This window comes from Photobacterium profundum (genome assembly GCF_003026285.1).
GTDB lineage: Bacteria > Pseudomonadota > Gammaproteobacteria > Enterobacterales > Vibrionaceae > Photobacterium > Photobacterium profundum.
Map to the genome: position 1 here is coordinate 387414 of NZ_PYOD01000002.1, position 23450 is coordinate 410863.

The 23450-nt window shown below is 41.4% G+C and carries 17 protein-coding genes and 1 pseudogene; 3 read left to right on the forward strand and 15 right to left on the reverse strand.

Annotation, left to right across the window (positions count from 1 at the left end; translation table 11 throughout):
• Positions 1-164: 164 nt before the first annotated feature.
• Positions 165-1038: pseudogene (locus tag C9J48_RS06585) on the forward strand (alpha/beta fold hydrolase).
• A gap of 338 nt (positions 1039-1376) precedes the next feature.
• Here the strand turns inward: C9J48_RS06585 and C9J48_RS06590 are convergent.
• Positions 1377-2420 (reverse strand): GMP reductase, encoded by a 1044-nt coding sequence (locus tag C9J48_RS06590; protein WP_006229021.1) that lies wholly within the window; start codon positions 2418-2420, stop codon positions 1377-1379.
• Positions 2421-2769: 349 nt separating this feature from the next.
• Here C9J48_RS06590 and C9J48_RS06595 point away from each other — a divergent pair, with 349 nt between their 5' ends.
• Positions 2770-3117, forward strand: coding sequence for a hypothetical protein (locus tag C9J48_RS06595; protein WP_006229020.1), 348 nt, complete (start codon positions 2770-2772; stop codon positions 3115-3117).
• A gap of 129 nt (positions 3118-3246) precedes the next feature.
• Here C9J48_RS06595 and dcuC read toward each other — a convergent pair whose 3' ends face one another.
• The 10 genes from dcuC to C9J48_RS06645 all read right to left on the reverse strand — a co-directional run bounded on the left by dcuC (position 3247) and on the right by C9J48_RS06645 (position 15922).
• A complete protein-coding gene (dcuC, locus tag C9J48_RS06600; protein WP_006229019.1) occupies positions 3247-4635 on the reverse strand; it encodes a C4-dicarboxylate transporter DcuC in 1389 nt (462 codons plus the stop codon).
• A 470-nt stretch (positions 4636-5105) separates the two neighbouring features.
• On the reverse strand, positions 5106-5288 hold the full coding sequence (locus C9J48_RS06605; protein ID WP_242610788.1) for a winged helix-turn-helix transcriptional regulator: 183 nt from the start codon (positions 5286-5288) through the stop codon (positions 5106-5108).
• 83 nt (positions 5289-5371) lie between these two features.
• Positions 5372-7150: a choline/carnitine O-acyltransferase gene (locus C9J48_RS06610; RefSeq protein WP_006229018.1), complete on the reverse strand. Its 1779-nt coding sequence runs from the start codon at positions 7148-7150 to the stop codon at positions 5372-5374.
• 174 nt (positions 7151-7324) lie between these two features.
• Positions 7325-8527 carry a choline ABC transporter ATP-binding protein gene (gene choV / locus C9J48_RS06615; RefSeq protein ID WP_006229017.1) on the reverse strand — a complete coding sequence of 401 codons (1203 nt, stop codon included), beginning with the start codon at positions 8525-8527 and terminating at the stop codon, positions 7325-7327.
• Between the two features lie 2 nt (positions 8528-8529).
• Positions 8530-9378 carry a choline ABC transporter permease subunit gene (gene choW / locus C9J48_RS06620; protein WP_006229016.1) on the reverse strand — a complete coding sequence of 283 codons (849 nt, stop codon included), beginning with the start codon at positions 9376-9378 and terminating at the stop codon, positions 8530-8532.
• 120 nt (positions 9379-9498) lie between these two features.
• Positions 9499-10449 carry a choline ABC transporter substrate-binding protein gene (locus tag C9J48_RS06625; RefSeq protein ID WP_006229015.1) on the reverse strand — a complete coding sequence of 317 codons (951 nt, stop codon included), beginning with the start codon at positions 10447-10449 and terminating at the stop codon, positions 9499-9501.
• A gap of 155 nt (positions 10450-10604) precedes the next feature.
• Entirely contained in the window at positions 10605-12299 is a 1695-nt protein-coding gene (gene betA / locus C9J48_RS06630; RefSeq protein ID WP_006229014.1) for a choline dehydrogenase, read from the reverse strand.
• A 99-nt stretch (positions 12300-12398) separates the two neighbouring features.
• Positions 12399-13859, reverse strand: a complete 1461-nt coding sequence (gene betB / locus C9J48_RS06635; RefSeq protein WP_006229013.1) for a betaine-aldehyde dehydrogenase — start codon at positions 13857-13859, stop codon at positions 12399-12401.
• A gap of 51 nt (positions 13860-13910) precedes the next feature.
• A complete protein-coding gene (gene betI / locus C9J48_RS06640; protein ID WP_006229012.1) occupies positions 13911-14495 on the reverse strand; it encodes a transcriptional regulator BetI in 585 nt (194 codons plus the stop codon).
• Between the two features lie 605 nt (positions 14496-15100).
• Entirely contained in the window at positions 15101-15922 is an 822-nt protein-coding gene (locus C9J48_RS06645; protein ID WP_006229011.1) for a GNAT family N-acetyltransferase, read from the reverse strand.
• Positions 15923-16560: 638 nt separating this feature from the next.
• Between C9J48_RS06645 and C9J48_RS06650 the strand changes: the two genes are divergently transcribed.
• Positions 16561-18609 (forward strand): ATP-binding response regulator, encoded by a 2049-nt coding sequence (locus tag C9J48_RS06650; protein ID WP_006229009.1) that lies wholly within the window; start codon positions 16561-16563, stop codon positions 18607-18609.
• Positions 18610-18658: 49 nt separating this feature from the next.
• On the opposite strand, the gene cqsA is transcribed toward C9J48_RS06650, so the two are convergent.
• The 4 genes from cqsA to C9J48_RS06670 form a co-directional block, all read right to left on the reverse strand.
• The gene (cqsA, locus tag C9J48_RS06655; RefSeq protein ID WP_036802880.1) at positions 18659-19840 is read right to left on the reverse strand and encodes an alpha-hydroxyketone-type quorum-sensing autoinducer synthase; all 1182 of its coding nucleotides are present in this window, start codon (positions 19838-19840) and stop codon (positions 18659-18661) included.
• Between the two features lie 302 nt (positions 19841-20142).
• Positions 20143-21972, reverse strand: coding sequence for a methyl-accepting chemotaxis protein (locus C9J48_RS06660; RefSeq protein WP_036802566.1), 1830 nt, complete (start codon positions 21970-21972; stop codon positions 20143-20145).
• A 396-nt stretch (positions 21973-22368) separates the two neighbouring features.
• Positions 22369-22740 (reverse strand): VanZ family protein, encoded by a 372-nt coding sequence (locus C9J48_RS06665; protein ID WP_006229006.1) that lies wholly within the window; start codon positions 22738-22740, stop codon positions 22369-22371.
• A 12-nt stretch (positions 22741-22752) separates the two neighbouring features.
• Positions 22753-23415, reverse strand: a complete 663-nt coding sequence (locus C9J48_RS06670) for a hypothetical protein (protein ID WP_006229005.1) — start codon at positions 23413-23415, stop codon at positions 22753-22755.
• Positions 23416-23450 lie beyond the last annotated feature (35 nt).

A 23450-nucleotide genomic window follows, 5' to 3' on the forward strand; every position in this document is an offset into this window, starting at 1 on the left:
AACAATTTAGCAGAACCAAAAATGCCACTTCATTTGAGCTTCTACCTTTATCCTATTTTTATCAAAGCTAACCTTGACCTGTCTAAAGCTTCATAGTTTATAGTGCCTATATTGATTGAGAGGGGTATTTCCTGTGCTCCCTCAAAAGTAAATAGTGAGAAACTATGAAACGTTTAATTTTGACGATGACATTCTTAGTATTCATGTCATTAAATAGCGTGGGTGCTTTGGCGAGTAACACATATACTAAATACGGTGTTGCGATATCCAGCGATGGTGAACGAATCGCTTATGGTATCAGTGGGGGCGGAGAAACTGCGCTTATCTTCATTCACGGCTGGAGCTTAGACAGTAGGCTTTGGCAGAACCAGCTTGGTTACTTTTCACAGCAGTACCAAGTGATCACCATGGACTTAGCAGGACATGGGAACTCGTCCTTCACCCGAAAAGAATACACCATGGTCGCTTTCGCTAATGACATTAAAGCGGTAATCGAGAAAGAACAACTTGACTCTGTCATCTTGGTTGGACATTCGATGGCTGGTGGCATTATAGCAGAAGCAGCGAAACTCATGCCGAAGAAAGTGAAGGGGATTATTGGCGTTGATACATCGCAAAACGTGGCATTAGAGTTTCCACAAAGTGACCTTGATTTAATGACCAAGCCATTTGAAGAAGACTTTCAAGGTGGCATTTCGGTATTCGTTAAAGACTCACTGCCAAAAGAGGTAGATGCAGAATTGCTCCACTGGGTAACGCAAGAACATGGCGTCTGCTCCTCCAGCTATCGCGATCAACCAGTTCCGCCATTATCTAGGCCAATATGTGAGTGGTAAAGCGAGCCGTGTGTATGAGAGCGTTAATGTGCCAGTGGTACTAGTGAATGCTCGATTATGGCCAACCAACTCGGAAAAAAATAAGAAACACATCAAAGACTACAGCATCTACTACATTGAAGACTCTGGACACTTCCCGATGCTAGAGAAGCCGAATGAGTTCAATACAATCCTGATGGAAGCGGTTAAGTCAGTTAAATAGTTTTGTTCTAGTCGTTCACTAACAACTAATAATTAAGAACAAGGTCTCGCAATTGCGAGGTCTTTTTTATTGGGCGAAGGAAAACGGATTCGTCACTCTAGCTTGTTATGGGGCATAAACGCGTTAGAAAAAGGCTGGTGAAGGCACTTTCAAGTGCATCTAGAACCATTGGGGAGAGGAATAATAGCCATAAATATTGCCTCTTTCACCATATGTCGTAAACTTACAAAAGTATGGTACAGAAAGAAGCAATATCAAGTTATGGTTGTGATAAATATCAACTTATGGTGGTAAATATCACTTTATGGTTGTTTCAACAAAAAGAGGCAATATCGAGTTTATTCTTTACCGTATACGTTGTTTTCTTGCTCTTGTACGCGGATGAATGTAGTGCGCTTTGTTAGTTGCTTAAGCTGCGAAGCACCAACGTACGTGCAGGTAGAGCGGATGCCACCCATGATATCTTGGATAGTATTTTCAACAGGGCCACGGAAAGGCAATAGTACAGTTTTACCTTCAGCTGCACGGTACTTAGCCACACCACCTGAATGTTTAGCCATCGCTGACTCAGAAGACATTCCGTAGAATTTCATGAACATTTCGCCATCTTTCTCAATAACTTCGCCGTTGCTTTCTTCATGACCGGCAAGCATACCGCCAAGCATTACGAAATCAGCACCGCCGCCGAATGCTTTAGATACGTCACCCGCACAAGAACAACCGCCATCACCAATGATACGACCGCCTAGACCGTGAGCAGCATCAGCACACTCGATGATTGCAGAAAGCTGAGGGTAACCAACACCTGTTTTAACTCGTGTAGTACAAACAGAGCCTGGGCCAATACCTACTTTAACAATGTCTGCGCCAGCAAGGATGAGTTCTTCAACCATATCGCCAGTTACAACATTACCTGCACTAATTACTTTAGTTGGGAATTCAGCACGTACTTTTTGTACATACTCAACTAGGTGTTCTGAGTAACCGTTAGCAATATCAACACAGATAAAGATTAGATCATCAGTTAACGCCATGATGTCTTTCGTTTTTTGAAAGTCGGCTTCAGAAGTACCGGTTGAAACCATTGCGTTATTAAGAACGGAAGCATCGTTACTTTTAACGAAGCCAGCCCAATCTTCTACCGTGTAGTGTTTGTGGATTGCAGTCATCACATTATGCTTAGAAAGTGATGCTGCCATTTCAAAACTACCCACTGAATCCATATTAGCAGCAATGATTGGTACACCAGACCATTGACGACCACTATGTTTGAATGTAAAATCGCGGGTTAATTCAACTTGAGAACGGCTTTTTAACGTTGAACGTTTTGGACGAAACAGTACATCTTTAAAACCTAACTTCAAGTCTTGTTCGATACGCATGGTAATTCCTTAATCTTATCGGATATTGCTCAGCGAAGCGTTTACTGGCAGGTAATCGTTTTCGTCTTATGAGCAGGCACAAAAAAACCGGAGCGTTGGCAGACGCTCCGGTTTTCAGTATTATAGAGCCAGAAACTTTTTTAACAAGTCTAATAATACGATTTTTTTTATGATATCATCCGTTAGATTATATCTACAGAAAATGCGATTTCCCTCCTATTTTTATCTGAGTTTTCTTATTTTTTAATCAATCTCTTTCATTTTTCTCAAATCCTTGCATAATTCTTAATTCCTTCGTTTTTTCCGTCTATATTTCATACAGAAAGACGTTGGTTGTAAGCATTGCACAATGGATAGGTTAGTTGTTTTGAACAAAAGAAAAATAAAAAAAATATTCCCACTTGATTTTTTTGGGGAAGATGGCAGTTGGCGTTTTATTGTACGGGCAGAAAGCCCTGATGAAATTATTGATGCTATGTATTGGCGTGCATATATTTCGTGTCATCGTAAAGATTTTGATTTACTGCATTTAGCAACAGATAAGTTTAATTATAAGTACCATTACTCATCATCTGATTCTTCAGAGCTGCATTATGGTTTAGGTGGTGAACCAATGCGGGTGAATATGATGGGCCCTATAGTCCCAATTTCTGTGATTATTAAGAAATGGGGCAATGCTGTAAGTGTTGTTGCTTAATTTATTAATCTGATTAATCACCTCTACCGAGTATTAACAAAAAAGGCCTCTTTCAGTGGCCTTTTTTGTATCTAAAAATTAGCGTTGTACTTACCTACTATAAAATCATCTACTTGTGATTCGAAGGTATTAAAAGCTGGTTATGCTCACGAACACCGAAATCAAAATACCACCAAGCATAGGAACAGTTGTCCGTTTCGCCAATTCAAACGGTGACACATCTGCCACCCCTGCAATCGCCACCATGTTAGGGGCAATCGGTGAAATATTACGACTCATACCAGCAACAAACTGCATAGGTAGTAACATCATTACAGGGGCTATACCCATTTTACCTGCAATCTCTGGCACTAAATTGGCAAACGAGAAAAATGCAGCGTTACCCGACCCCATTAAAATTGCAGATACCATGATGATTGCCACCATCACGATAGTCATCAGTATCGGACCAAAACCTGCTGATTCAGCCGCATTCACGATCACATCAATCGCACCGATGGTTTTCAAACCTTGTGCAAAGGTTTGACCTGCGACGATAAATGTCACGACATTAGCAAACTGACGTCCCATACCATCAAAGAAGATTTGGATGGAATCGACAACCGCTTTAGCATTATCACGACGAACAAACTCAAAACCAAGTGTCAGTACAATCGATACCAGCATTGCTGTGGTCACGTCCATTTTAATGCTACTGATCATCAACTTGCTGAACGTAAAAATTAATACCAAAGGTATAACGGGTAAAATGGCATAAATCGTTGGTGCTGGTGCATTTCCCTCATATTGCTTCTCGTGCGTTTCTAATTTCTCATTCAAGTGACGATGCTCGCTGGCAATATGGCCACTTTGTACATCGAAATACTTCTGCACCACAATATGCAGCACAGCAATCACAAGTAACGCCGCAGTCGCTACCACCATTTGGTATTGCACGACGTAATCAACAACATCGATGCCAATAATTTCAGCAGCAAAATTTACATTACCTTGCCCAGGGCCCATTTCTACCGCCACTGCCGTTGCAATCGGCGCACATGCCGATAAACGACTTAAACCCACGCTACGCATTAACGGGTATAACGTCACCATTAGCAGCACACCCAAACCGGAAGCACTGGTAATAAAAATCGACAAAAATTCACCAATCACGAAACACATGGCCATGAATAAATACGGCATGTGTTTGATACGTGCCAACGGGCGGGTTAACACGCGAACCAATGCTTCTGATGCCCCGATTTCATGCATATAGAATGCGAAACCAGCGATAGCCATAATCTTTAAACCTAAGCCTGCACTTTGGCTCGAAAAGGTATTTTTAATAAACTGGAAAACATCAAGCCATTGCGATCCTGTCGAAGCACTTTCAGGCAAAGGTAAGTCCTGCCCTATCAACATGGCTGCGACCATTAACACAATACCACCAGCCATCAAAATGGCTTGAGCTTTATACCCTTTTAAAACAAATGTCGCGACAAAAGCCGTCACGATCAACGCTATAATAATAGATAACATACAATCCCTTAAGTACAGTCCTGCGAAGAATTCCGCCATAAATAAACCCGAATAAAATGAATAGCGCTCAGGGTTTTAACGATAAAGAACTTACCAACAAGCACCGTCATTTAGGATTATTCATGGAGAGGAAAATCAATCAATTTAATACGGGCGTAGTCTACAGCGGGAATTAAATAAATAGTGTGATTACACTAACGAACGCAAGGTAGAATAAACACACATGAAAAATGAAATAAAACACATAAGCCATTGAAAAACAATGGATACCCAAAAGGTAGCGTGCAACTCAATTTCTCAATATAATATTGACGATTTAACACTCGCATTTAATTTTAAAATAAAACTGCATCTATTGAAAATTTAACCTTCCGCATTGCCATCTTTTATTTAACAATCATATAACTATATTCTCATTAATTCAGGTAATCATAGAACTACAGAAAAAATACTATTACAGAGATCATTGATTACATACTGTTATCATTATTAGTACTTTTATTCCAAGAATCAGACTTAGCAATTATCTGATTAATGATTACCGCTAACTCTTTTCCTTTCGAGGTTAAACTATAATTAACCGTTACTGGAATCGTTTCTTGCTGCTCTCTGTAAAGACAATACAGATAAAAGCTGTTGGATGAATACCACAACAGCTTATTTATACATAAAAATGGTTCCCCATTAAGTACAACGCCATGCTATTTGTAAAAATAGTCTTTGGGGTACAGTTTTATCAGCTTCGCATCAAATCTGCCATTTCAAGCAGCGATTGCTCAATATAAACTCGCATCAAATCGAGTTTGTCCTGCATATCGGTTCGACTTGTTATATTGAAGCAGATGGAATCATTTCGCTTAAAGTATCTAATTCCGAAACCATCATCGACAAGCGGACCGTAACCAGCTAATTCGACACCATATTCTGAGGTGGTACTAGTACAAACCACACTGTGAGTCAGGGCCTGATATCCTTCGTTGGTAAAGATTTCTGGAAGCGTATCAATTCCGATGTCATGGCCAGCAACTTTATAGCGGTATTTAAGCGCGAGTAAATGGGTATAAATCCCATGGCCAAACCGACACTCATTTGCCCTTTCAACGTGCACTCGCGTCGCTTGAATCAGTGAATCAATCTTAGCCTGAATGCTACAATCGGGGGTGCGTATATTGTGAATAAACGCCATCGACTCGGGCGTAACGGTATATAGAACATCAAGACGCCCATCAAGAAAAGTTCTGGTCATTACAGCTTCATAAGCGCTGTAGCACTTTCCATAAAGCTTATGTTCCGCTAATTGTAACGCCAACTGAACGAATGCATCAGGACTCACACCAAATTGCTTGATCTGATTTTTGCCAAACGGCTTGAAATTCAACACCCTAATTTGGTTATTGGCCGAGTGCTGGACAAACAAATCAACGGCTGCACGAGTCGTCTGTGTTAGTACACTACCTAAATCAAACTCAACTTCTTTAACTCTTTGAGCCAAAGAGCCCTCGGTATCAGTAAAGGCATCCTTTTCATCAACAGAAACCTTATCAATCGTGTCATAGATATGTGCAACCAAACGAAGCATAACGGAACCATCCACCCCTGTATGCTCGAAATTGATCCCTGTTTTACCATTTTTAAAAACGATAAATTGCAGTGATTTATCGAAAAAACGATCGCTTCCATCTCCATGCAATAGCTGCTTTGATACTTCATTTATTTCATCTGGGGTATTTTCATCCAGACACAAGACAAAAGCAGCGTCTTCAATAACTGTCATCGATTCTCTGTTATTAATCGATATCTGAAGCAAATTTGCCCTGCTTTTTGCCCAAGTATCTCGCGGCATTGTTGTTAGCACGCCTACGTTTTGCCCTTCTCCTGAAATAGAAATAATGCAATCAAGATCGGATTCAATCGATGATGGCGATCTGACATTTCCTTTTTCATCAAGAATATCAACCTGAAATATACGCTGATTATGCATGGCAACAATGTGCTTTCTAGACGATGAGACTTTAAACTTATCCATCCCTTGTTGCGCTATTCTTATTGAGGAAAAAAGGTTTTTGTACTGGTTCATACAAAGCGGCATATCTTTTTGCATGTCAACCGTGAGCTCTTTTTTATCAATCAAAGAGATAAAATTATAAATGCTGACAATAAGCGCGGCGGCAATGTTAGCTTGTGAGCAGGTCTTTACATCAAGCTTACTTTTCAGGTAATAAAAAACATTACTGTTAATCGCCAAGGGACCACGTGATTCCAAATAAATATCTTGCCAAGCAGCAGCTGACCAGTTTGAAGGTGCATGTTTACTCCCCCATTTAATCAACTCATTTTGTAGTTTTTCGCCTTCTCCACCGGGTTGAAGAAATTGATCGATCACTTTTTTGGTTCTGGTTTGCTCTTTTTGTGTTAATAACGGCTCAGCCCACTCAATAAGCTTATGACAAGTTTTATTTAAGCTTGGCACTGGCATTATCGGCAACTCTTTTTGACAACTAAATGTATTTCCCATTAATTTTTAACTCCTTAGGGGTTTGTCTATTTTTAAAATGGGTTTTGTTGAGCGCGATTATTTCCACCGCTAAGCGGTAAATACAAAGTAACGCGCAGATTAAGCCTAAGCTCTAATAATGGCTTTTAAGGCATAATCCACGCTATGTAATATTGAAGGCTGGTATTGGTATATTTATGTGCAGGGTTCAGTTTCTAGGGAAATATGTTTGCCTAACAAAGCGTGATAGAAATTATTATCTTCCAATATGCCAATCAACGGACCATCCTCGGCCAACAAAACAGGTTGCCCCGTTCGATAACGGATTTCCAAACCTTCTCGCATGGATATATCCGGATTGGTTATCACTAGGCTATCTTGTTTCAACCCCTCAAAGCAGTCTCCCGCTTGCCATACATGCAATGGTAATGCCTTACCTTGACGGGTCACTGAAGTAACGTGCCCTTGAGGATCAGTACCGATGTAAGTTTCATCATGCTGGCTTAATACCAGTTGACTATTCTGCGATTCCAGTGCGGTTACCTCTGTCATCAAAGAACGACCACATAACACATTCAATGGATTCGTGTGAGCCACAAACTCCGCAACGTATTCTGAATTAGGGTTAAGAACGATCTCTTCCGGTTTACCGTGCTGGATCAAACGTCCCGACTCCATAATGGCAATTTTATTACCCAGTTTCAGTGCCTCATCCAAATCATGGCTGACGAATACAATCGTTTTATTCAGCGTACGCTGCAGTTCGATCAGTTCATCCTGAAGCTGACTTCTAATCAGAGGATCAAGCGCAGAAAATGGTTCATCCATAAGCAAGATATCGCTATCCATAGTAAAGGCTCTCGCTAAGCCTACTCGTTGCTGCATACCGCCTGATAGCTCGTGAGGATAATTATCTTTCCATTCAGCCAAGCCTACCATCTCCAACATTTCTTCCGCGCGGCGGCGACGCTCTGCTTTACTTATACCCTGCATCTCAAGACCAAAAGCAGCGTTGTCTAGCACTGACAACCAAGGCATTAAGGCAAATTTCTGAAAAACCATCGAAATACGATTTGTACGCAAGTGGCGTAGCGCTGCTTTATCGCAATTAGCAAGGTTAATTGGCTGGTCGCCATCCTGAATATTAAGAGAGCCGCGACTAACAATATTCAACCCATTAATTGCACGCAGTAAGCTCGACTTTCCTGAGCCAGATAAGCCCATCAATACACAGATTTCCCCCTTTTCTATATCAAGGCTAACATCATGCACGCCCACTACATCGCCGGTAGCATCAATGATTTCCTGACGGCTTTTGCCATCATCTAACATGGCTAATGATTTGGCTGTTTGCTTACCAAAGATGACATCCAGATTTTTAATACTAATAGCACTCATGGTTATCCCTCTCTACTCTGACTTGCTGGCGTTTTACACAAGCGATCCAAAATAATTGCAACCAACACGATAGCGAGTCCCGCTTCAAATCCCTGAGAAATATTCACAGTATTTAGAGCGCGGACAACTGGTTTTCCTAAACCATCAGCACCGACTAATGCAGAGATCACCACCATAGACAGCGACAACATAATACACTGCGTTATCCCTGCCATAATGTTTGGCATTGCCGCCGGAAGCTCAACTTTGAACAACAACTTCATTCGGCTGGCACCGAATGCTCTACCTGCCTCGACCAGTTCTTCTGGTACTCGGCTAATGCCTAAATAGGTCAGGCGAATTGGGGCGGCAATGGCAAAAATAATGGTAGAGATAAGGCCTGGCACAACGCCTAAACCAAATAACACCAAGGTTGGAATAAGGTAGACAAATGTCGGTATTGTCTGCATTAGATCAAGTATTGGTCGCATGATGGTGTACAGCCAGGGCTTATGTGCCGCGGCAATCCCTATAGGAACACCCACGATTACCGAAAACATTGTTGCACTTAATACCAGCACAAAAGTCTCTATCATCTCTTCCCAGTAACCAAGGTTCATGATCAGCAGCAGTGCTGCAACAACAAAGATAACTAATGAGAGGCTTCGGTGAAGGAACCATGCCAAAAGAGCAGTCATAACAATGGGAACTGCAGGCGGAAACCATTTAAATAAGTCGACCAATAGCATAATCATTGATTCGAGGGTGTATGAAAGCGAGTCAAAAAATCCTGAGGCATTATAGGTAAGCCAATCGACGAAAGTTGCCATCCACTCACCAAGCGGGATCTTATGCTCTGTAATAAAGTCCACTGTTACTCCTTAATGGTCTTAATTGTATTTGTATTTTTAAGTCGTTCTGTATGTAACGATAGCGCCGACTCACTGCCACGAATTACGGTGGCAGTAGAATCAGTCAATATTGGATTTATATTAGATATTCAGATAAGTCTTCACAGCTTCATCAGCATTGCTGCCATCACGTGCCGTTACTTTATCGAGCCATTGTTCTAATATTTGCGGGTTGGCTTTTAACCACGCTTTTGCTGCAGCATCTGGCTTGGCCTTGTCGTCTAAAATGTTCCCCATCAATTGGCTTTCCATTTCTAGGCTAAAGCTCAGATTTTGCAATAACTGACCAACATTCGAACACGTTTTCAGATAGCCTTGGCGAACATTAGTGTGAACACTTGCCCCACCATAGTTAGGTCCAAAAAAGTCATCACCACCATCTAGGTAAACCATGTCAAAGTTACTGTTCATTGGATGAGGTGCCCAGCCTAGAAAGGCGATCCACTGTTCGCGGTCAACCGCTCGTTTTACTTGCGACATCATGCCAGCTTCACTTGATTCAACTAAACGGAAGCTTTTCAGATCAAATGCATTCTGATCGAGCATGTCTTGAATCAGGCGATTACCATCGTTACCCGGTTCAATACCATAAATGCGACCACGGAATTCATCTTTGTGTTTTGCCAGATCGGCAAAGCTACGTACACCAGCATCGTAAACATATTTGGGTACAGCAAGGGTATACTTTGCCCCTTCTAAGTTAGCGCGAACAGTTTCAACTGAACCATCTTGGTGATATTTGGCAATATCTGCTTCCATGGTCGGCATCCAGTTACCTAAAAAAACATCGATATCTTTATTTGCCATGGCAGAATAAGTGACAGGTACAGACAACAGCTGCGTTGATGTTTCGTAACCAAGCCCTTTAAGTACTTCGCTAGTAACCGCAGTTGTTGCAGTAATATCTGTCCAGCCCACGTCAGAGAAACGTACCGTATCGCATTGAGCGGCAAAAGCTGTTGATGCAGAGAAACTTAATAATAAAGCGGTACTACTTATAATAGTGCGCTTAATGGCTGTATTCGTCTTCATGACTTTTCCTTTTATCCATATTTTTATGTTAAGGCTGCTTTATGCAACTATTAGTTTTTTTGATGTAACTATCAGTTTTTAGGTTGTAATAACCCATAGGAAACGTAAAACGTCCTCCTAGGGTTTTGTCGCTAGCTAGTTAATTATTGTCTTTGCTAAGGAAACGCTGGGCGTTGAGCGGTACCGTTACGTTGTTCTGTTTCCCATTTCGGCGCGATCCACGTCGGCGCGTTCGATGGTGAAAGTGGTGTATTTCCTAAGATGGTATCGGCTGCTTTTTCGGCGACCATAATGGTTGGAGCATTAAGGTTGCCATTAGGAATGGTTGGGAATACAGAAGAATCGATCACACGCAAAGACTCAATGCCTCTAACTTGACAATCTTTATTCAGTACTGTCATTGGATCATTATCTGATCCCATTTTGCAGGTACAAGACGGGTGGTAGGCACTTTCTACATTTTGGCGAACCCAAGCATCCATTGCTTCATCACTGGCAATATCTGCACCTGGTTGAATTTCTTCACCGCGATAATCATCCATCGCTGGCTGAGCCAGAATTTCACGGGTCAGACGGATGCAATCGCGCCAGTCCTGTTTATCTTGTTCGGTGCTGATATAGTTAAATTCAATGTTCGGCTTTTGGTGCGGATCAGCTGATGTTACCCAAATACGGCCACGGCTTTGCGGTTTATTCGGGCCGACATGGACTTGGAAACCATGACCATCAAAAGCTGCTTGGCCGTCATATCGCATGGCTGCAGGTAGGAAGTGATACTGAATGTTTGGCCATTTTAGACCTGCACGAGAGCGGATAAAGGCGCATGATTCAAAATGGTTGGTTGCCCCTAAACCATCTTTTTGCAGTATCCAACGCGTACCAATCAACCCTTTGCTAATCAACCCTAATTTACTGTTCAGGGTAATAGGCTGATGACAAGCATATTGGAAGTACACTTCAAGGTGATCTTGCAGATTTTCACCAACACCTGGTAAATCATGTTCAACAGCAATGCCTGCTTGTTCTAATACCGCTTTAGGACCAATACCTGATAATTGAAGAAGTTGCGGAGAACCGACTGAACCCGCCGATAGCAACACTTCGGTGTTAGCATAAACAGACTGCACTTTACCGCCAACTTCAATCTCAACACCTATCGCCTGTTTGTTTTTGATCAATACTTTACGAGTTACAACACCCTTTTTCACCGTCAGGTTGCTGCGTTTCATAGCGCGGCGAAGGTAAGCATTTGAAGTAGAGGCACGTACACCTTTATCAACGGTCATATGCATAGGGCCAAAACCTTCCTGCTGATAGCCATTATAGTCATCGGTTTTCGGGTAGCCTGCTTGTTGACCAGCATCGATAAATGCTTGATATAGCGGATTTAGCTTCATATCGTTACCATTGCAGGTGCCAACAGGACCATCACCTCCGCGGTAGGTATCTTCTCCATGAATCCATGATTCAGCACGACGAAAATACGGCAGGCATTCTTGGTAACTCCAGCCTGCAGCACCCTGCTCTACCCACTCATCATAATCGCAAGCATTACCACGCACATATACCATACCATTAATCGAAGAACTGCCACCCAGTACACGTCCTCTTGGACAATGCAGGCTGCGGCTATCAAGACCAGTCTCGGGTTGTGTTTCGAATTGCCATGCATATTTTTCACTGTTCATTGGGTATGACAATGCGGTTGGCATTTGAATAAAGATACTTCTGTCACTTCCCCCCGCTTCCAGCAGTAAGATGTGATGTTCGCCCGAAGCGCTTAAACGGTCGGCCAGCACACAGCCAGCAGATCCCGCACCAACAATGATGTAATCATACGTTGTGTTCATTTGATTTCCCTTTCGATTCTACAAATAAGATTGAAGCTTACTGCTGTTACCGATATCGACTGATTCTTTTGATACCAAACATTGCAGCTACCTGACGACTTAATCGTAAGGGCATTCAAGATCGCCAAGCTCAATCATCACGCTCTTGTTCTGGGTGTAATGGTTAAGTGTATCTATGCCATTTTCACGGCCAATCCCAGATTGTTTGTAACCTCCAACTGGCATTTGAGCTGGCGAACCACCCCAAGTGTTCACCCAACAAATTCCTGCTTCTATTTGAGCTATAACACGATGAGCGCAAGAAAGATTTTGGGTAAATAGACCAGCAGCTAGTCCGTACTGCGTCGAATTTGCTCGCTTGATGACTTCATCTTCATCAGTAAATCGTAGTATCGACATTACAGGACCAAAAATCTCTTCCTGAACCTGAGGCATATCATCGGTGCAATCGACAAAAATGGTCGGTTGAACAAAGTATCCCTTATCAAGCCCATTACTAGTTTCACGCTCCCCTCCACAAACAAGGCGCGCACCAGACTCTTTACCCACTTGAATAAAGCCGAGTACTTTTTCCAGATGCTCACCAGAGATAAGAGAACCGATTTGAGTCGACATATCGGCTGGGTCACCAATAACCAGTTTGTTGGTTCTGTGAACCAGTTGCTCAATGAAATCATCGTAAATTGCATCGTGTACAAATACACGGGTACCATTAGTACAGACTTCGCCTTGGGTGTAAAAATTAGCGAGCATTGCTGCGGAAACGGCGTTTTCCAGCTTGGCATCATCAAATACAATCAGTGGTGACTTACCACCAAGCTCCATCGTAATATCTTTGAGTGTACCGGCAGCATCGGCCATCACTTTTTTGCCAGTACCTGACTCACCAGTAAACGAAATCTTAGCAATATCTGGATGACGAGACAGCATTTGACCGACACGGTAATCACCTTGTACAACATTGAAAACGCCATCTGGCACTCCAGCTTCAGTGAAAATCTCGGCTAGTTTCAATACTGACAACGGCGTTTCTTCTGAAGGCTTAAATACCATGGCATTGCCCGCAGCCAATGCTGGAGCCGATTTCCACATTGCAATCTGAATGGGATAATTCCACGCACCGATCCCTGCGCAAACACCTAGTGGTTCACGACGAGTATAGAAAAATTGACTGTGGCCCAAATCTTGTTGCTGTCCTTGAATCGCAGCGGCAAGTCCTGCGTAGTACTCAATAACATCTGTACCTGTAACAATATCGACCTCGATTGCTTCTTGGATCGGTTTGCCCGTATCTTTAACTTCCAGTTCGGCCAGCTCATTATTACGCTCTCGAAGAATGGCCACCGCCCGCATCAAGATACGGCCGCGTTCAATACCACTCATTGCTGACCATACTTTGAAGCCTGCTTTCGCTGATGCAATAGCACGATCAACATCTTGAGCTGATGCTTGACCGATTTCAGCCAATTGTTCACCCGTTGCTGGGTTAGAGGTTATAAAAGTTTCGACTGATGAAACATCAGTTGCTTGACCATGGATGTAAAGGGACTTCATTTTCATCAAAATGCCTTGATAATTAGTTTTTTATTATGAGGTTGCGTGTCAGCTTGATTAAGGGACGAGTTGCTTTTCCAAATAATCAGAAATGATCTGCTGTGCTTTTTCGGGGCAAATCCCTTTAGGGTTCAGCGCGCCTCGCAGCCAGATCCCATCGATTAATGCAGCAATTCCCTGTGCGACAAAAAGGGCTTTTTCAGCAGGTAAAACTTGCTTGAGTTCATATCGAAGATGCGACAAAAGGCGACGCTCATTGACTCGCTGAAGTCGATGTAGATCGCCATCGTGCATTGACTGTGCCCAGAATGCTAACCATGTCTTAGTCACTTTGCTGTCGACTTGATAACCATCGAAATTAGCAGACACAATCGCCTTGATCCTCGCCGTAACATCGTTACTGTCAACAGCACGAAGATGCTCGATTGATGTGGCCGATAACTGACGTAACACCGTACGCATGGTTTCTTCCAATAAACCATGTTTACCACCAAAATAGTGATTAATGATCCCTGGAGATACACCGGCTTTTCGGCTAATCAAAGCTACGCTCGCATTCGATAATCCAACCTCATCAATAACGCTCATCGTTGCCTCGACAAGCTGCGGTCGACGTATTTCTGGCATCCCTACTTTTGGCATAAATGTTACTCAAATGTTTTTTAATTGAACGTTTAATTAAAAATAGACTTACATCTTCTCAAAAGGAAGTCAAAAAAATGTTTCGTGTAGTAATGAATTTTATACATTTAAAAACTCAAGATAAAACCATAAGATATTGAATAAAAAAGAAATATGGACAAAGCAAGAAAGAATCAATTTAATTGAAATGTTTTGTGTCGAAAGCAACTTACAATGATTTTGTTCAGCAAGGTTGCTGCGTTATTTCTTTTTAAATTGTCAAATTCCCCGTATTTACCTGACTCCATTAACATTGAGTAAGAGCCTGATCACTTGTTTCATTTTTCTCTATTGCACGAACCGACTAACGAGCTTTAGAGCGGCTGTATTCTCGCCACAAAAGAGATTAAGAAAACGTAAGGAAAAGCGGTGGTAGCGAACAGGCATTCTAGTCTAAAGAGCTGAAACTAAAAATCAGGGGGGAAGGAAATTAACGACTGTGGAGAATTGAGTAGTGGAAGTACTTTTAAAGTGAGTTTACTATGTGATTTCTGATTACATTATTGCTCTATAAATAAACAAAACAGGCCCATATCCGTTGTTGGTATGAACCTGTAAGCAAATAATTATGAACGATCAAAGTCAAACTGAATAATTCGATTTGAAGACACTAATCCCGCTCGTACCATTGCTTTTTGTGCACCAATATTACCACTTTCAGTTGAGCAGTTCGGTTTTAAACCTTGTTCCGTGGCTGTATTAATCAAGTGCTGCAGTACTCGAGTTGCAATGCCTTTCCCTCGCTCAGATTCTGCAACGATCATACCTAAATCTGCATAACCTGTTTGATAGTCATCAAATAAACGGCATTCACCTGAGGCTAATAGTTGACCATTTTTCCTGTAACTCCAAAGTTCTTGGCGTTGAATCAAATTTTCGTAATATCCCGATAACCATTGTTCAGGCGCTCCGATAGCTTTGGCTGCAAATTCTACAAAATCAGCAAGTTGCTTTTGCTCTGCTAATTTCATTTCTAATGGTTCTTTTACCTCAACGCTTCGCGCTGTGTTCTTCTGATACATTAAGGCATTTACCTTAAATAATGATGAAGAGTCTAACGATAACGAAAGGTAATCGGCTTCTGCTGTACTGACAAATGCACCATTAACTACACCAATTACAGAACTATTTTGTTGAGCAATCAAGGTAAACAGTTCTGTCGCTTGAGTTTTAGCTATTGGAGACAAATAAAATTGCAACATATAGCCTTCGCCGTTTATACAACAGTATCCAACAAGGCTATTGTTCTCGTAAAAACCAAAATGCTCAGACATGGGTACAAACCCGAAATGCCACATACCATCAAGTGGAGCTGAGGATAACGAAAAGTATTGTTTTTTCAGTTCACTGACTTCACTTAATGATTCAATTTTTTTTATTTCTAACATTGTTCTTTACCTACAAATAGATCTAAATATTACTGTACGCTGAACATCATCGTTCTAAGCTTAGCTTAACGGAATGCAATTCTTTGATGAGAGAAATAATAGAATATATGCTAATTGTAAGATTGAATAAAAACGACAGTCTGTAGAAGTAAATTCCGTTGATGCTAACTCAAAATGTCCCATCCCTGATTTTGAATGACAGAAAACACCTTCATTTTAAAAAGGACACCTACCCGTTAAATAACTATCGTGAGTATAATCAAGCGCTCAAGCGACGCGATAAGTTCGACATTAGGCTCTCTGAAGAGATCATCAATATTGGCAACATGATGAACGTGTTTATGGTGATACTCGGCTGATGTTTTAAGGTCAAAATGAAAAAATTTTGCGTGTATTGTCGCATGTTTGAGGAATGATTGAATATATCACCGTTTATTGTCTTGATTTTAATGCATTATATTCTTATTGACACTGGTTTTAATACGATCAGTGCTGTACTCATTTTTCAGTCGTGGAAATACTCGTTTCCCTGCGGCGATACTCATCAGTTTATTTATGGGTAATATCACGCCATGAGAGTCATGGTTACCTTGGTATGTTTAATGGTTAAGTTTTGTTAGTTGGGATGGTTGTCATTTATGAGCGTCAAAACAGCAATGCAAAAAGTTTATCAATATGCTGAACCCAACCTTTCTTTGGTTGGCTGGATGGGCTTTATTGGTTTTCCCCTCTACTATATTGTATGGGCATACATTTTTCCCCAACCCTATGAAAACCTGACGTTAAGGCTTGCCTGCTCGTTGCTTTTTTTGGGGATAGTTGTTCGTAAAAAGCTTAAACGTCAATGGCGTAATCGTATGCACCTCTACTATCAGCTGGTGATAACACTGTGCTTGCCATTCTTCTTTTTCTATATGTTGATAATGAATAATTGGTCGACTGTCTGGTTGATGTCATTTATGTCAGCCATTTTTCTGCATATCTTGCTAGTACACACCACCTGGGTGATGTGTACCCAGGCAATTATCGGAATAGCACTTGCCGTTGTCTGCGCGTGGATAGCACAAAGCTTCAGTCTAGATATTGCTCTTGATTGGAGTCACATGCCGATATTCCTCTTTACCTACATATTCGGGAACGCGTTCTATTTACGTAATCAAGTAGAGCATGAAACTAAAGTGTCGATAGCCAAAATGTTCGGTGCCGGCATTGCCCATGAAATGCGAAACCCACTGAGTGGTCTATGCTCCTCCATTAACGTCATCCAATCGCTTATTCCCAACCAAAAAGATGAGAAAAAAACAACATATCAGCTATCCGCAGAAGACGTTTCATTGTTGAATAATGTCAGCGATGCTGCAATGAAACTCATCCATGGCGGGAATGAGACCATCGATTTGCTTCTTGCCTCCGTTGATGAAAGCGCCGTGTCTCGCTCAACATTCAGGCATCATTCTGCTTTGGCTGTAGTAGAAAGTGCTATTGAAAGCTATAGCTACAAACAATCGAAAGATCAATTAGCCATTTCTTTGAATGTATGCAGCGATTTTGATTTTTTAGGTAACGATACATTGCTTCGATACGTCATGTTCAATTTATTTAAGAATGCTTTCCATCACCGTAATACTGAAGGTTTCTATATACATGTAAGACTTAAGACGGGGAAAGAGGAAAACCAAATAGTGGTGATAGACAACGGTCTTGGTATCACTCCAGATGTCATTGGAAAGATATTTCAAGATTTTTATACCACAGGCAAATCAGGTAATATTGGATTGGGATTGCCATTTTGTAAAAAGATGATGGTGTCATTTGGTGGGAGTATTCAGTGCAAATCAGAGCCTGGTGAAGGGTGCCAGTTTACGATGACATTCCCATCTGTTCAGTCAAAAATTGTCAAAGAGATTCGGGATGAGCTAATCAGTCAGAAATCCGTTGTTCTAGTGAGTGACAATGAGAGTCTGGTTGTCAGAACTCAAGATTTGAGCCGCTCTCTGGGTTTTGAGCTGATAGTGCTAGATGTAGCAGCCGTGTTGGATAAAAAGGAGCCTGAATATGATCTTCTTATTATTGATTTCGATAGCATGGACACACGGCACAATTATTTAGATCGTATCGAGTCATTACTGTCATTTACCGAATCCAACATTGTTTACTTGCTCCATCACCCAGTACAACGCTATAAAAAGCAGGGGGTCACCCCAGTCTGGATAGAAACAAAAACGTGGTTAAAGAATGCCGACTCAATCATTAATGGTTTGCTGTTTGACTCCCATGAAGATGTAAGTAAACCAGCTCAACCTCAAAATACAGTAGAACACACCAGACGCACTATCATGGTCGTTGATGACAGCGAGTCCTTACGTAAACTCACGGCCGTGTTATTGGAAAAGCAAGGGTTTGATGTCATCCAGTTTGGAGGAGGAAAGCAAGCCATTGAAGCTTTAAATACCGATCCTGTAGACCTAATCCTCATGGACATCGAGATGCCAGAGCTCGACGGTATAGAAGCTTCACGCCTTATCCGGGCATCAAATAAGAAGTTTTCGACAGTACCAATCATTGCTCATACTGGTGATGTCTCGCTAATCGCTCTAGATTCAATCAAGTTATCAGGTATATCAGACTATATCGTTAAGCCCGCAGACAAAGATCTGCTGTTAAAAAAGATCGCCGACTTGGTTTAATAGGGAGGGACCTGCGTTATGCAGGTCCCTTTTAGAGGCTATAGCTTAATCAAATAAATTCCAACGCCGTACTCTCAAAAGCTGCTTGGCATACCGTCAATACATGATCAACATCCTTTTCCGTCATATCAGCATTAACGGATAGTCGGATTATATTTCTGTTTTTGCCTGTAGCCGGACGACAAAATACAGCGCCAAATATATTGCGATCTTCAAGATAATCTCGGACCCGCTCGGTGTTTCTCTCGCTGCCACATTCCAGAGCAATAATTTGTGATTCGCTGCGAATACTAAAGCCAATTTGTTTAAGACCGACCCTTAATGCATTTGCCCGCTCAAACAACCGCTTGCGTTTTTCATCAGCGTGTTGAATTACCCTCAGTGTTGATTCCAGTCTGGCAACCTCTTGAGGTAGGACCGTTGAACTGAATATTGCAGGGTAAGCAATGAAGGGCAGAGTTTGAGCCAACTTTTCAGGTCCCAAAATCGCACCCGCGCGATAGGCGAATGTTTTTGCTAGGCTTACAGTTACAAAGTTAACGCGATCCCGTATTCCGAGTTCGTTGATTAACCCTGAACCATTGGGCCCATGTGTCCCAAGCGAGTGTGATTCGTCAACAACCAGCGCACAGCCATATTCTTCTGCTACTTCGTAGATAGCCTCTAGAGGGGCGATAGTTCCGATAGTGCTATAGACGGAATCGACTAAAATAATGCCGTCACCATACCGCTGGATCTGTTTGCGCAGGTGAGCGACATTGTTGTGCCTGAATGGGTGAATGTCTGCACCGGAAATACGCGCGCCTTCCCACAGAGACATATGGGCAAGGAAGTCGATATACACCGGAATCTTCGGAGCGCATATAGTTTGGAGTAGTCCCACATTGGCTGCCCAGCCAGACTGGGATAACAAGCAACTCCCCATTCCTAGGTATTGGGCCAGCTGCGTTTCAAATTCGGGTTTAGAGCTCTGATCTTGCTGGAATATCGCAGACATGACGACGTTATCATCATGTTCTGAGATCGCCTGCCGGTGGGCAGACTGAATATATTGGTTGTGAGACAAAGAAAGGTAATCGTTACTTTGCATAACCACTGCCCCTTCAGACGGCCTTTTTCCTAATACCAGATGCTTCTTGTTCTCATTCGGCTCAATTAGATCCTGAATGAAGGAATCTAGCCGTTTTTCGATAAAAAAAGGAAGATGTTTGTTTATTGATTTAGCGTTCATAGTCAGATCTCTTCTTAAATACTGAAAAAACGCCAGCGCTGACATCGCTTATCTTGCTGATTTTTTAGAAAGTAGTCACTAAAAAACGACTATAAGGGGACTAAAATCCCATTGAACGGAAAAATACGTTAACAACAATGCAGTACTTAAAACGACGAAATTAATTTACGATGAAGTGAATCAGTACGCCATGCATCTTTAATGCACAGAAGGTGGAAATCGAACAATACAAAAAAGGTCGCCTAGGGCGACCTTTTTGATGATTGCGTATTTGAAGTACTTTACCGAGGTAACGTCATCTCCTAAACATTAAAGCTAGCAATGGCTTTATCCAATTCCCTTGTCTGCTCTGCAATCGCACTGGCAGCCTGAGAGTTCTGATGTACAGCATTTGAATTATCTTCGGTAATATCACGAATAGACGTTACATTCTGGCTAATATCAGCAGCCACAATACTTTGCTGCTCTACTGCAGCAGCAATTTGGGTACTGTTATCCAATACCTGCTGCATATCATCCATGATTTGTTCAATCTTAATTTCAGCACTATTAGCCCGCTCAACACTCTGTTCACCTTGTGTGCGACAACTGGCAATTTGCTCAACAACAACCCCTGTTTGCTCTTGAACTGAGGTAATAATAGATGAAATCTCTTCCGTAGATTGCTGAGTTCGGGATGCAAGCGTACGAACTTCATCTGCCACAACAGCAAATCCTCTTCCCTGCTCACCAGCTCGTGCCGCTTCTATGGCTGCATTTAACGCCAATAAGTTGGTTTGTTCAGCAATACCACGGATCACTTCCAACACAGTACCAATATTGACTGAAAGCTCCGACAAATTAATAATCTCATCACTTGTTTTATCTAACTCGCCAGACAGTGAAGTAATATGCACTTTGGTTAGTTTGATCTCAGCTAAACCAGAATCCGCAGCTTGGCTGCTTCGATTAGCATTAGCTGCTGCACCTTCTGTTGTAGATGCGATCTCTTTTACAGTTTCTCCCATCTCAGTAACAGCCGTTGCCACCGAATCTGTCTCTAACTGCTGCTGAGCCAAAGCAGACTCTGTCGCCTGACTATTTTGCTGTAGCTGCTCAGAGGCTGCACCCAACTCGGTGATCGTAGACTGAACATTGCCAATCAGTTGTCGAACGCTCGCCAAAAGCCCATTAAAATTAGACGCCATGTCGGCCAACTCATCTTTACCGCTCTCATCAGCAACACGGGTTAAGTCATGACTACGAGAAATTTCCGACATTAATTTGGTTAGGTTGTTGATGCTACGTTGAATACCGTTACTGATATACAATGACAGCAAAGCCAACACAATAACCACTATCACAACAGATACTGTAATTATGGTCATTACGCGGCTTTTAGCTTCTGTAAGCTCACTTTCTAGCTGAGTTTCCAGATCTGAGAACATAGCTTCAACATGGTGAGATGCTGTACGGATTTGACCTCGTAAACCTTCATCGTGGGCAAAACCAATCAGCCTCTTCTGCTCACTCATCTGATTAAATGTATGATTGAACTGAACAAGCTCTTCTTTAAGTTCTAAATCTTGAATGCTACCAAGCTTCTTATATAAATCACGGTACTCATCAAGGTATTTACGCTCATTTGAAAACGCAAACAGCTCTGCTTTAAGGATAAGAGAATAAACAACACTCTCGATTGCACCTTCGTGAACAGCATGCTCCATCAGGCTATCAGACTGTTCGAACATTACTTTATACTGCCCCTCAGAATGCTTTAAACCAAGGTTTTGGTAGCTTCGAATCAGCTCAAGATAACTCGTTTTATAGTTTTGCATTTTGGGCATTAAGTTATTCAATTCCGGTACATTTACCGATAACTCATCCAGCTCGACATTCAGCGTTTGTGCCTTACTTTCAAAAATAGAATAGTTATCTAAAAATTTCTTTTGATATTTCAGATCTAAACGTGCCAAAAAATCTTTTTCATTTCGACGTAAATTAAGTAGTGAAACTTCTAACGATTTAACATCTGTAACCGTTTTGTCAATTTTCATTATACGTTCATTAGCAAGGTTCGTTACCGCTAATACTAATAACAAGGCAAGCACCGACAATCCAGTCAGGCAAAGTAATTTATGTTTTATCTTCATTTGGCACGCACTCTCAACTACACAATAAGGGCTGTAAAATAAATAAGCCGGATTTCTTGGTCATGCTTTAATAAGCTACTATTACACAAGCATTTTTTATTTTATAATGGTTAACACCTAACTTGGCTCTATTAATGTAACGGCAACACTAGTGAAAAATTTAGTAATAACTCGAAATTTTTATCATGAAAATAATTACCGACTATTAAATATGCAACTTATCATTTAATTTCATCATATTAAAGAAAGTATATAGAACCACCATAAGATTAATACTCAACACCTGGCAGTGCACGCACAGCCATAATAAATATATATTATCTCGAGTAATAGCTCTGTTTTAATATCCCTAGACAATAACCATATCGAAATAGGGGAGAACAACTCTATCGGAGACTATTTATTTACATTAGAAGTAAGCGGGAAGAACAGATTAATAATATTCGCCAATATAGCCCCACACATAAGACCACCTACATTGGCAGCTAAATCAAGCCACTCGCCATAACGGTTAACATAGGGTTGTATCAATTCTATTCCGCCACTCCAACAAATAAATAACACAGCAATAAATAGCCAATTTTTCGGTTTTCTTAGTGCAACCCCAAACATAAGTGCAGCATAAGCAATGAAATGATGTGTTTTATCCGTACCCGGAACATCAGGTAAACTAGGCTGTGGGCTGAGCGAAAGAAACGTAATAATAAATAGGAGAAAAAGCGTAATAACAATCCAATAATTGTAAACGAATCGAAAAAGAGAAGTCATCTAACCTAGCCCCTACTCATTCACTTTCGATTTAAGCTCTGTTCCTGCTTCACGAAGTATATTTATAGGTGATAAGATCACTCCTTTCACCGCGCCTTGTGTGGCTTGCTGTGTAAGTTGTTCACTTTTTTCAACGATTTCATCTACTTTTGCAACAACAACCGGAACTTCTTTACGCAACTGTTCAGATTCATTCAAAACGGCTGGAATTATATTTTGGCGATACGCTTTACTTTCAAGTAATACCATTGGAATCACATCTTTGCGATAGTTTTCTAGCTCCACTAATGTTTGCGGTATCGTTTTGTTACTGACCGTATCGACAACTTGTATCACAGCAGGCATTGTCTCAGATCTGATTACTTTAACTTCTTGTAATACTGATGGGATTTTTTGATCAACCGAAGCAACGGTTTGATTAACGTCATCGATAGTCGTTTTCAACTCAGCGACAAGTGTTAATGCCTGTGGCGTAATTTCTTCAAACGTCTTTGCTACCAGTAGCCACTGATCTATTTCCAGTTTTTCTGCAGTTTCATTTAAATCGCTCATTAATTGAGGATAGCTATCTACAACCGTCGTCACCGCACTGGTAAAAGAATAAATGGTGTAACCCAAATAGAATATTGATGTCGCTAATAGTGCTTGTATAACCATTCCTAATCGAGCCAACATATTCACATCCAATGTTTTATTTATGTCACCATACC

Coding starts and splice junctions, on each gene's coding strand:
- betB (WP_006229013.1), bottom strand. CDS start 13,859: ATGAAAATGAAGTCCCTTTACATCCATGGTCAAGCAACTGATGTTTCA.
- cqsA (WP_036802880.1), bottom strand. CDS start 19,840: ATGAACGCTAAATCAATAAACAAACATCTTCCTTTTTTTATCGAAAAA.
- choV (WP_006229017.1), bottom strand. CDS start 8,527: ATGAGTGCTATTAGTATTAAAAATCTGGATGTCATCTTTGGTAAGCAA.
- C9J48_RS06665 (WP_006229006.1), bottom strand. CDS start 22,740: ATGACTTCTCTTTTTCGATTCGTTTACAATTATTGGATTGTTATTACG.
- betI (WP_006229012.1), bottom strand. CDS start 14,495: ATGCCAAAAGTAGGGATGCCAGAAATACGTCGACCGCAGCTTGTCGAG.
- C9J48_RS06590 (WP_006229021.1), bottom strand. CDS start 2,420: ATGCGTATCGAACAAGACTTGAAGTTAGGTTTTAAAGATGTACTGTTT.
- C9J48_RS06645 (WP_006229011.1), bottom strand. CDS start 15,922: ATGTTAGAAATAAAAAAAATTGAATCATTAAGTGAAGTCAGTGAACTG.
- dcuC (WP_006229019.1), bottom strand. CDS start 4,635: ATGTTATCTATTATTATAGCGTTGATCGTGACGGCTTTTGTCGCGACA.
- C9J48_RS06660 (WP_036802566.1), bottom strand. CDS start 21,972: ATGAAGATAAAACATAAATTACTTTGCCTGACTGGATTGTCGGTGCTT.
- C9J48_RS06595 (WP_006229020.1), top strand. CDS start 2,770: ATGGATAGGTTAGTTGTTTTGAACAAAAGAAAAATAAAAAAAATATTC.
- betA (WP_006229014.1), bottom strand. CDS start 12,299: ATGAACACAACGTATGATTACATCATTGTTGGTGCGGGATCTGCTGGC.
- C9J48_RS06625 (WP_006229015.1), bottom strand. CDS start 10,449: ATGAAGACGAATACAGCCATTAAGCGCACTATTATAAGTAGTACCGCT.
- C9J48_RS06610 (WP_006229018.1), bottom strand. CDS start 7,150: ATGGGAAATACATTTAGTTGTCAAAAAGAGTTGCCGATAATGCCAGTG.
- C9J48_RS06650 (WP_006229009.1), top strand. CDS start 16,561: ATGAGCGTCAAAACAGCAATGCAAAAAGTTTATCAATATGCTGAACCC.
- C9J48_RS06670 (WP_006229005.1), bottom strand. CDS start 23,415: ATGTTGGCTCGATTAGGAATGGTTATACAAGCACTATTAGCGACATCA.